General features: G+C 48.3%; 9 protein-coding genes. 6 read left to right on the top strand and 3 right to left on the bottom strand.

Translation table 11 applies throughout. The annotated features are described in order from the left end of the window. Positions 1 to 253 precede the first annotated feature (253 nt). The gene (gene orn, locus HGP28_RS14130; protein WP_168837122.1) at positions 254 to 799 is read right to left on the bottom strand and encodes an oligoribonuclease; all 546 of its coding nucleotides are present in this window, start codon (positions 797 to 799) and stop codon (positions 254 to 256) included. 155 nt (positions 800 to 954) lie between these two features. On the opposite strand from orn, the gene rsgA reads away from it, so the two are divergent. Both rsgA and asd read left to right on the top strand, forming a co-directional pair. Next, the gene (gene rsgA, locus HGP28_RS14125) at positions 955 to 2,016 is read left to right on the top strand and encodes a small ribosomal subunit biogenesis GTPase RsgA (RefSeq protein WP_168837121.1); all 1,062 of its coding nucleotides are present in this window, start codon (positions 955 to 957) and stop codon (positions 2,014 to 2,016) included. A 92-nt stretch (positions 2,017 to 2,108) separates the two neighbouring features. Next, positions 2,109 to 2,984, top strand: coding sequence for an archaetidylserine decarboxylase (asd, locus tag HGP28_RS14120; RefSeq protein ID WP_168837120.1), 876 nt, complete (start codon positions 2,109 to 2,111; stop codon positions 2,982 to 2,984). A gap of 83 nt (positions 2,985 to 3,067) precedes the next feature. Here the strand turns inward: asd and HGP28_RS14115 are convergent, their stop codons facing one another. Next, positions 3,068 to 4,402: a methyl-accepting chemotaxis protein gene (locus HGP28_RS14115; RefSeq protein ID WP_168837119.1), complete on the bottom strand. Its 1,335-nt coding sequence runs from the start codon at positions 4,400 to 4,402 to the stop codon at positions 3,068 to 3,070. 410 nt (positions 4,403 to 4,812) lie between these two features. Between HGP28_RS14115 and HGP28_RS14110 the strand changes: the two genes are divergently transcribed. Further along, positions 4,813 to 6,228, top strand: coding sequence for an SLC13 family permease (locus HGP28_RS14110; protein WP_168837118.1), 1,416 nt, complete (start codon positions 4,813 to 4,815; stop codon positions 6,226 to 6,228). Positions 6,229 to 6,352: 124 nt separating this feature from the next. Here HGP28_RS14110 and gpmM read toward each other — a convergent pair whose 3' ends face one another. Beyond that, positions 6,353 to 7,885, bottom strand: a complete 1,533-nt coding sequence (gpmM, locus tag HGP28_RS14105) for a 2,3-bisphosphoglycerate-independent phosphoglycerate mutase (protein WP_168837117.1) — start codon at positions 7,883 to 7,885, stop codon at positions 6,353 to 6,355. 451 nt (positions 7,886 to 8,336) lie between these two features. On the opposite strand from gpmM, the gene HGP28_RS14100 reads away from it, so the two are divergent. From HGP28_RS14100 to gpsA, 3 genes are all read left to right on the top strand, one after another. Beyond that, positions 8,337 to 8,771 carry a rhodanese-like domain-containing protein gene (locus HGP28_RS14100; RefSeq protein WP_168837116.1) on the top strand — a complete coding sequence of 145 codons (435 nt, stop codon included), beginning with the start codon at positions 8,337 to 8,339 and terminating at the stop codon, positions 8,769 to 8,771. 186 nt (positions 8,772 to 8,957) lie between these two features. Then, complete coding sequence (gene secB / locus HGP28_RS14095; protein ID WP_168837115.1) at positions 8,958 to 9,428, top strand: protein-export chaperone SecB; 471 nt, start codon at positions 8,958 to 8,960, stop codon at positions 9,426 to 9,428. A gap of 287 nt (positions 9,429 to 9,715) precedes the next feature. Next, positions 9,716 to 10,753, top strand: a complete 1,038-nt coding sequence (gene gpsA, locus HGP28_RS14090; protein ID WP_168837114.1) for an NAD(P)H-dependent glycerol-3-phosphate dehydrogenase — start codon at positions 9,716 to 9,718, stop codon at positions 10,751 to 10,753. The last annotated feature ends 2 nt before the right edge of the window (positions 10,754 to 10,755 follow it).

Here is a 10,755-nt window from a genome sequence, read left to right as displayed (position 1 = left end):
GACACACGAGGTTCGAACTCGTGACCTCAACCTTGGCAAGGTTGCGCTCTACCAACTGAGCTAGTGTCGCATCAACAACGTTTCCGCTGTTCAGGGCTGCGAATTATAAGAGCATTTTGGTTTGATGCAATAGTCTGAGCCAAATATTTTGTTTTTTTTTATCGTTCGCGCAAAAAACCAACATTACGCATTAAAAATGGCGTTATTTACGCCATATCAACTGCTGCTGCGTTGCTCCCTACCGACGACCAACTCAGATCTTAAATACCGTTTCACGATAATATTGCAACTCAGCAATGGATTCGCGAATATCATCTAACGCAAGATGAGTGCCTTGTTTTGTAAAACCCGCGAGCAGCTCTGGTTGCCAACGGCGAGTCAACTCTTTCAAGGTGCTCACATCAAGATAGCGGTAGTGAAAGTATGCCTCAAGCTCGGGCATATGACGATATAGAAAACGACGATCTTGACCAATACTGTTACCGCAGATAGGCGATGCACCTTTTGGCACCCACTGAGATAAAAAGGCCAACGTCAGTTCAACCGCTTTCGCTTCATCGACGTCACTGCGCTGGACGCGCTCAACCAAGCCGCTTGCCGTGTGAGTATTGGTGCACCAATCGTCCATTTTATTGAGTTCAGCCTCTGATTGATGAATCGCCAATACCGGCCCTTCGGCCAAAATGTTTAATTGGCTGTCTGTCACAATCGAAGCGATTTCAATAATTTTATGCTGATCCGGATCGAGGCCGGTCATTTCTAAATCAATCCAAATCAAATTTTGATCGCTAAACGACATAACACCCTGCCTATTTGTTTGTGGGCAAAAGAGGTACTATACCTCAAAATATTGATTCTATCTCATTCAAACACGATAGATTGCGTACTGAGTGCCTCACTGCATGCTACGTCAGTACCTCCATCATTGATACCAACACACTAAGTAGAATTTTTGTGGCAAAAAAGAAAAAGCTAACCAAAGGGCAAGTGCGCCGTGTGCGCAGTAACCAACAAAAACGACTCTCACAAACCGAACAGGTCCACTGGGATGAATCGATGCTCGGCGCACAGCGTAAAGGGCTGGTTATTACTCGATTTGGTCAACATGCTGATATTGAAGACTCGCAGACAGGCGAGATTCAGCGCTGTAATTTGCGTCGTGGCATCGAGTCCTTAGTATCCGGTGATCGCGTCATTTGGCGTCAAGGGCTCGAGTCTATGGCCGGGATCTCCGGTGTTGTCGAAGCCGTTGAGCCTCGCCACTCGGTCTTAACGCGCCCCGATTATTACGACGGGCTCAAACCGGTCGCCGCCAATATCGATCAAATGGTCATTGTCTCCTCGGTACTGCCAGAACTGTCACTCAACATTATTGACCGTTATTTGATTGCGGCCGAAACGCTGCAAATTCGTCCTCTTTTGGTACTCAATAAGATTGATTTACTGGATGAGACCGAGCTTGTTCAATACCAAGCAACGCTCGCGTTGTATCAGCGCATCGGCTACCGCCTAATTTGCGTCAGCAAAAAAACCAAACACGGTATCGCCGAACTCGAAGCGGCTTTGCAAGGACAAATCAATATTTTTGTTGGTCAGTCAGGCGTTGGAAAGTCAAGTTTAGTCAATGCGTTATTGCCAGAACTTGAGCTTGAAGTTGAAGAAGGTGAAATTTCTGAAACCTCAGGTTTAGGCCAGCACACCACAACCGCCGCAAGGTTGTATCATATTCCATCTGGTGGCGATCTTATCGATTCACCCGGGGTGCGCGAATTTGGCTTATGGCATCTTGAACCCAATGAAGTTACCGAAGCGTTTGTTGAGTTTCGCCCTTATTTAGGAGGCTGTAAGTTCCGCGATTGTAAGCACGGTGACGATCCTGGCTGCGCTTTACGAGAGGCGGTCGAACACGGCGAAATCAGCACCTCTCGTTTTGAAAATTATCACCGTATTATCGAGAGCATGGCCGAGAATAAAGCCAATCGACAATATTCTCGAAATAAAAAAGCGGATCTGTAATTGCGCACAAAAACCGCGCTATCTACTGACAATCTCACGAATTTTCAGTAACATTCCGCGCCCTACAATCAATTCGATATTCGGAACAGATGATGGATAAGCTCAAAGTTAAACTGCAGTATTGGATCCCTCAGCATGGTTTGACCCGCCTTGTTGGCCTTTTTGCTGCCGCGCGCGCCGGTCGCATCACCACAGCGGTGATCCGTTGGTTTATCAAGCAATATCAAGTCAATATGAATGAGGCGAAGCACGCCGATCCTGCTCACTACGACAGCTTTAACGCGTTTTTCGTCCGTGAACTAAAAGACGATGCACGCCCTATTGCAGAAGGTGAAACGGTCATTACCCACCCTGCTGATGCGTGTGTCAGTCAATTTGGTCCGATAGAGCAAGGTCGACTGATTCAAGCAAAAGGACACGACTTCTCAGCGCAAGAACTGCTCGGTGGCGATGCGGCGTTGGCAAAAGAATTTGATGATGGTGAATTTGCCACACTTTACTTGTCACCTCGTGACTATCACCGCGTGCATATGCCGTGTGATGGCACACTACGCCAGATGATCTACGTCCCGGGCGATCTCTTTTCAGTTAACCCCCTCACAGCAGAAAATGTGCCTCATCTATTTGCGCGCAACGAGCGTGTGGTCTCGATTTTCGACACTGAATTTGGCCCCATGGCGCAAGTGTTAGTGGGCGCGACAATCGTTGGTAGCATTGAACAAGTTTGGGCTGGCACCGTGACGCCACCGCGCGGCAATACGGTGTACAAATGGGATTATCCGGCCACGGGTGACAAAGCCATTGTGCTGAAAAAAGGCGAAGAAATGGGCCGCTTCAAATTGGGTTCAACCGTGATCAATTTGTTTGCTAAAGATGCGATTCGTTTTGATGAAAGCATGGCGCTTGGTGAGCCGACCGTCATGGGGCGTCCATACGCTCACGGTAATGCTACCGCTAACGAAGCGTAAGCCACTTCCCCGATTTCTCCACAGATGAAAAAAGCCCTCACGAAAGTGAGGGCTTTTTTGGTATTGCTAATAGCATTCACACACTATTCGGTGCGTATACCTTGCACCAGTTTGGTTAAGCTCGAGGAATGCTGATGCAAGTCCGTGACATTTTTACTGGTGTTTTGAATGATCTCAGTCACCTGCCAAGCTTGCTCACGAACATGCTCGACATCGGACGAAATTGAGCTCGCAACAACGCCTTGCTGATTCGTGGCAGTTGCGATCTCCGTGGTACGATCGCTGATATTTTGGCTGCGCGTGGCAATATCAAGGATCTCTTGACTCACACAATCCATTAACGACTCACTTGCCGATGCATTCTCCACCGTCCCTTGCATAATCGTCCGCAAATGACCGGTATTGTTGGATAAGTCTTGGATCATACGTTGAATTTCGATCGTCGCTTGTTGAGTTCGTCCTGCCAATGTTCTGACTTCGTCAGCCACGACAGCAAAGCCTCGACCTTGCTCGCCTGCGCGCGCAGCTTCAATCGCAGCGTTAAGTGCCAGCAAATTGGTTTGCTCGGAAATAGCACTGATGGTCGCCACCATACTGCCAATTTCGGTACCATTATGTTCGAGCGACGAGACCGCATTTGACGCAGTATCAATCTCACTGCGCAAAGCTTGAATCGCTGCCAACGTTTGACTCACCTGCTGGTGACTGTGTTGAGACGCGCCGCTCGATTGCGTTACATCCGAAGAGGTCTGCGCCGCATGAGAAGCCACATCACGAATTGAGCTCGCCATCTCTTCAATTGCGCTGACCAAAGAGTCCAAATGAACGCCTTGCTGCTGCGACAAAAGCTCACTTTCACGATTACTTTGACTAAGCTGACTCGATAAGGACTCCATCCATTGCGCCGCTTCTTTGATTGCGATAACCAACGCTTGTTCGCGCTCTGCCACTTTATCCACCGTTGCCGCAATAACACTGAACTCATCGCGCACAGGCAGATAATTCATTCGGCTGGTTAAATCACCGTTTAACATTCGCTGAAGTGAATGATTCATGGTATACATTGCGCCGCCAATAAAGCTCGACACATAATATAACGCCGCTAAGGTCAGCCCCAGCAATACCACCAGCAAAGCCCAGTCACCCCCATCAAAATACGTCCACACATTTGCTGCTGTCGGTACACTTTCTAACGCGTTCAATGCCGTGGTTATTTGCGCGGGCGCTAAAGAAGTCGCGGCCAAGGCCGTTTGATAGCTTTGTGATAACTGCAGCAGTTGCGCCTCTGCGGCCTGATTGAATGCCGTTACCATCGCTGCGACCAGCAAAGTAAAGAAGAGTAAAATCAGTAAAAATTTATCCGTCAAACTGATTCGAATGAGATGTTGGTCTACCCAACGAAATGCGGTCGCTTTCATAAAATGCGAGATCCTTGCCTCAAAATCGGTATACATCTAAATCACATCAAAAGGTTCATTTCAAAGCCAGCAGGCTAAATTGCGCCACTTGATATCGCTTATACCCAAACAACTTGAAGATGCAGATAGGCAACAAGCGAGCAAAGCCTCTGAGCATAGATAAGCTATGTGATGAGGTTTGTGAGTGCCAGTCAACACCGCTGCAACTTCAAGTGGGACGGGTATAGATATAAGATCTAAAAAACGCATGATACACGGTGAAAGCGTTGCGACGCCATGTGAAATTTTTGATTAAAAACAAACCAATGGCAGTTAATTTTTTTTAATTACAAAACTCCCACTTGGCTCCAACATTAATAAAACGAAATCCCTTAGGCTCGTGATAATTAGGCTTTGTTGAGGGAGAAACTATGCCAAAACGTGGTATGGAAAATTTAGTCAAATTACTGATTTGTTTTGCAATTCCAATCTTTGTCTTATTGATGCCTATCAGCGCGATCCCGATTGAGGGATTGACCATCGTTCAGCATCGTCTACTCGCCATTTTCTTACTTGCTGCCCTATTGTGGGTACTTGAACCTGTGCCGGTATTTGCCACGTCCATTTTAATCATCGCGCTTGAGTTAGTGATGATTTCCAACAAAGGGTTAGTGTGGTTTCGACTTGAAGCGCCCGAGCATGAATTTGGTACTCTTTTGCCCTACACCGACATTTTTTCGGCGTTTTCATCGCCGATCATCATTTTATTTATGGGGGGATTTGCCTTAGCAATCTCCGCATCCAAATATGATTTAGACAATAATCTCGCTCGCGTGCTATTACGCCCCTTTGGCCAACAGCCTCGTTTTATCATGTTAGGTTTAATGTTGATCACCGCCATCTTTTCGATGTTTATGTCCAACACTGCGACAACCGTAATGATGCTCGCGCTGCTTGGGCCGATAGTGGCCGCAGCTCCCAAAGGTGATATTGGGGTAAAAGCACTGGTGCTTTGCATTCCCATCGCGGCCAACACCGGAGGGATAGCCACCCCCATAGGCACGCCACCCAATGCCATCGCGTTGCAATACCTTACTGGTGACAACAGCATCGACTTTTTAGCATGGATGACGATGGGCCTTCCTTTTGTGGTGGTGCAACTGACGATTGCCTGGCTACTGCTGCAAAAACTGTTTCCTTCAAATTGCCAAACCATGTCGCTCAAACTGACTGGAAAATTTCAGCGCAATTGGCGCGCCGTCGTGGTGTATCTCACTTTCGCGGTGACCATTTTGATGTGGATGACAACCAAGCTGCATGGCATGAACTCATATGTGGTTGCGATCATTCCACTGGCGGTCTTTACCTTAACGGGGATCATGGGCAAAGAGGAGCTGAAACTGATCAACTGGGATGTGCTTTGGCTGGTGGCTGGTGGTATCGCGATTGGCATTGGGCTTGATAAAACCGGCTTAGCCAAAGCCTTGGCTCACGCTATTGATTATGAATCACTCTCCCCCATCGCGGTCGCCATCACCCTTTCGCTGGTTTGCTGGCTCATGGCAAATTTTATGTCCAATACCGCAACCGCAAACCTATTGATGCCGATTGCGGCCGCCATTGGCGCTTCAATGCCGTCGCTGTCCGCTGTTGGTGGCTTACAAGGCCTGCTGGTGGTCGTTGCTTTCTCAGCCTCTTTAGGCATGATTTTACCTGTCTCAACACCGCCCAATTCACTGGCCTACTCAACTGGCTTAATTGAAAGCAAAGACATGGCAAAAATTGGCATTTTGGTCGGATTAATTGGCCTTGGCATCGTCTATGCCGCCATGCTGATATTGGGTTAGCGTCAACAGGCCTAAATGAGCGGCAATAAAAAACCCCGAATCTTCGGGGTTTTTTTAGCCTTAAGCACCAAGGTGACTCAAGCAGTTTGATACCTAAGCTCTAAGTCGGCTTAGGTTCAAGTGACTATTTGACAATCACGTCGCCTGACATCTCTGCTGGAATTTCCAAACCTTCCAGAGCCAACATGGTTGGAGCAAGATCAGACAGCTTACCACCGGCTTTAAACTCAACGGCTTTTTCACCAACGTAGATAAGTGGAACCGGCAAGCTCGTGTGAGCGGTATGAATGCCACCAGTCTCAGGGTCTACCATCATTTCAGCGTTACCGTGGTCTGCTGTAATCAACAATTGACCGCCAACCGCTTTGATAGCTTCGACGACGCGACCAACACAGCTATCAAGCGCTTCGATAGCCTGCTCTGCGGCATCGTATACACCAGTATGGCCAACCATATCTGCGTTTGGATAGTTACAGATGATGGTGTCGTACTTGCCAGACTCAATCGCTGCAACCAGCTTATCTGTCAGCTCATACGCGCTCATTTCTGGCTGCATATCGTAAGTCGCCACTTTAGGAGAAGCCACCAACTGACGCTCTTCACCGTCAAATTCAGTTTCAACACCACCGTTGAAGAAGAAAGTTACGTGCGCGTATTTCTCAGTTTCAGAAATGCGTAGCTGAGTTTTACCCAGTTTTGATAACCACTCACCGTACGTATTGTCTAATGACGCAGGTGGGAAGGCAGCAGCCAGAGGAATATCAGCAGCGTATTGCGTTAGCATCACAAAGTGAAGCGCTGGGAAAACCTCACGAGCAAAGCCGTCAAACTCAGGGACAAAAGTACGCGTGATTTGACGCGCGCGGTCAGCGCGGTAGTTCATGAAAATCACCGCATCGCCATCTTGCATGATGGCATCTTCTTGGCCTTCTGCTTTGATTGCGGTCGCTTTGACGAACTCGTCGTTCTCATCACGAGCGTAAGCGGCTTCTAAACCTTCAACCGCTGTCGCGTAGGTGTAGTCTGCTTTTGCTTGAGTCAAAAGATCGTATGCAACCTGAACGCGATCCCAGTTGTTGTCACGATCCATTGCGTAGTAACGACCAATCAAAGAAGCGACACGACCTTTGCCCAATTGAGCAAAAAGGTTTTGGAAACGCTCTAGTGACCCTTCCGCACTGCGTGGTGGTGTATCACGACCATCGAGGAAGCAGTGTAGATAGATTTTTTCTGCGCCACGGGCTGCCGCCATTTCAACCGCAGCGTAGATGTGATCTTCATGAGAGTGAACACCACCTGGTGACATCAAACCCATAATGTGAACCGCTTTGCCCGCGGTCACAGCAGCGTCTACCGCTTCAACAAGCGCAGCTGTTTCTTGGAATTCGCCATCCGCAATTGATTTGGTGATACGAGTCAGATCTTGATAAACGATGCGACCTGCACCGATATTGGTGTGACCCACTTCAGAGTTACCCATCTGGCCATCAGGCAGACCCACATCCATACCAGATGCAGAAATCAAGGTATTTGGGCAAGACGCAATAAGTGCATCCATTACAGGGGTTTTCGCGTTTGCGATTGCGTTGCTGGTGCTGTCTTCACGGTATCCGTAACCGTCAAGAATAACTAGAGCCATTGGCTTCTTAGCTGACATAGTATTGACCTCGTCAAATTGCGTAACTATCGGTCTGACGACCTTGAAACAAACTAGCGTAATTTTACTACACTTTTTAACCAAAACTGTAGGTTAAGATCAAGTATTGTGGTGTAAACGATGTTGCTTGCTTTCAATTCGTCGTGGATGATTCACCCGGCCGTTAGCTTTATACAGGCTAGGCTAAGCGGGTGATCAAAAGATAGCTTTAGCATGAACTAATCGGTGTCAATTCGACAGTCGGTTTTATCAATCGCTGCAATAGGTCCCACTCTTTTCACCTGGTGAACGTTTTCGCGATAACCCACTCGCCTCAGCAGTTTAACCTCGCTATACTGCTCAGCACTTTATGCCCAAACAACTGGGAATTGCAGCTAGACGGCAAACGAACAAAGCTGCAACTTCCAGTAGAAAGGGGATACCTACCTGCAACCGTGTAAGAGCTATAACTATGCAAGAATATATCGATTTTTTTCAGCAAAACACCATCATGGCCTTAGTTTGGCTGGGCTTATTTGCTGCACTTATTATGAATATCGTTAAGTCGATGAACGCGGCTTATAAAGAAATTTCTGTTGGCCAAGCCACTCACCTTATCAATCGTGAAAACGGCGTGGTTATCGACATTCGTACTCGCGATGAATTCAAAAAAGGCCACATCACTGACGCGCTTCACATTTTGCCATCAGAGATCAAAGCGGGTAACTTCGCGAGCCTTGAAAACCACAAATCAGACCCAATCATCGTGGTATGTCGCAACGGCCAAGCCGCGCAAGAAAGTGCAAACTTGCTTGCCAAAGCGGGCTTTAGCCAAGTCAACGTGCTGAAAAATGGCCTGACCTCATGGCTGGATGCCAAGCTACCGCTTATCCGTGGCGCAAAGTAATTCACCAGACTTTTTGCCTGTCGCCAGTGACCCACTGCGCAGCAAATCGGCAAATCGCGGCTTAAGATGTGACATTTTCCACGTAATTGCCGCTTGGCCTAGTTATTCCGATTCGGCTCGGTTAGTCTCAAGGCAAACGAATTTGGGCGCTATGCCCCGCAAATCATTAGTTAAGGATTCAATAAAATGGCTGAAGCAGCACCACAACAAGACGCGCAAAATTTCGCAATCCAACGTATCTTCCTAAAAGACGTTTCTTTTGAAGCGCCAAACTCGCCAGCAATGTTCCAAAAAGAGTGGAATCCAGAAGTCAAACTGGACCTAGATACTCAAAGCCGTGAACTTGGTGAAGGCGTTTATGAAGTGGTATTGCGTTTGACTGTCACCGTTAAAAACGCAGACGATACTGCGTTCCTTTGCGAAGTACAGCAAGGCGGTATTTTCACCGCTGGCAATATGGAAGCAGGTCAACTCGCACACTGCCTAGGTGCATTCTGCCCGAACATTCTGTTCCCATACGCACGTGAAACCATCTCAAGTTTGGTTGTTAAAGGCACGTTCCCACAATTGAACCTAGCGCCAGTTAACTTTGATGCTTTGTTCATGAACTACCTACAGCAGCAAGCTCAGCAAGGTGAAGGCGAAGCGCAAGCATAAGCCATCGTCTCACTCTTGAATAAAATGCACAGCGACACTTGCCGCTGTGCATTTTCTTTTTCTGCCGCTTCAAGTGGGAAGGGTATATACCCAAACAACTTGGAGATGCAGGTAGGCGGCAAACGAACAAAGCCTCTGAACATAGAGGAACTATGCGATGAGGTTTGTGAGAGCCAGCCAACAACGCTGCAACTTCAAGTAGGACGGGTATAATATTAGGGTTTGTCGTCGCGACTTAGGTATAATCGGCAAACCACGATTCACAGACTTTTCTTTTAGGTGAACGCATGACAGACACAACCGGTATCGACATTTACGGTAAACCCATCAGCATGACCGTAATTGGCGCGGGCTCTTACGGCACCTCACTTGCGATCTCGCTCGCGCGCAACGGCGCGAACGTCGTGCTTTGGGGTCACGAACCCTGGCATATGGCAACACTCGCAGCAGACCGAGCAAACCAAGCGTTTCTTCCGGGCGTCACCTTTCCTGACTCGCTGATCATTGAATCGGACTTGGAAAAAGCGGTGCAAGCCAGCCGTGACATTCTTATTGTGGTGCCAAGCCATGTGTTCGGCCTCGTGCTCAACAGCATCAAACCATTTTTGCGCGCAGACTCGCGTCTTTGCTGGGCAACCAAAGGGCTTGAACCTGAAACCGGACGTCTACTCAAAGACGTGGCCTTTGATATTCTCGGTGACACTCACCCGCTCGCCGTACTTTCAGGCCCAACGTTTGCCAAAGAGTTGGCTATGGGTTTACCCACCGCGATTGCGGTAGCCTCGCCTGACGCTCGGTTCGTTGCGGATCTGCAAGAAAAAATCCACTGTGGCCGCACGTTCCGCGTTTACGCCAATGATGACTTCATCGGCATGCAGCTTGGCGGCGCGGTGAAAAACGTCATTGCCATTGGCGCTGGTATTTCGGATGGTATTGGCTTTGGAGCTAACGCTCGAACAGCTTTAATCACTCGAGGCCTTGCTGAAATGTCACGTCTTGGCGCGGCGCTCGGTGCCAAGCCAGAAACCTTTATGGGCATGGCAGGTCTAGGCGATTTGGTACTCACTTGTACTGATAACCAATCTCGTAACCGTCGCTTTGGTTTGGCGCTTGGCCAAGGTCAAGGCGTTGACGAAGCGCAAGACGAGATTGGACAAGTCGTTGAAGGCTATCGCAACACCAAAGAAGTGTGGCTCTTAGCCGAACGAATGGGCGTTGAAATGCCTATTGTGGAACAAATTTATCAGGTGCTGTATCAAGGAAAGAGCGCGCAAGCAGCGGCGCAAGACTTGCTGGCACGCGACAAAAAAACCGAAGGGAAATAATT

The organism is Vibrio agarilyticus (assembly GCF_012641465.1).
Taxonomy (GTDB): domain Bacteria; phylum Pseudomonadota; class Gammaproteobacteria; order Enterobacterales; family Vibrionaceae; genus Vibrio; species Vibrio agarilyticus.
This window is presented reverse-complemented; position numbering and strand designations above follow the sequence as displayed.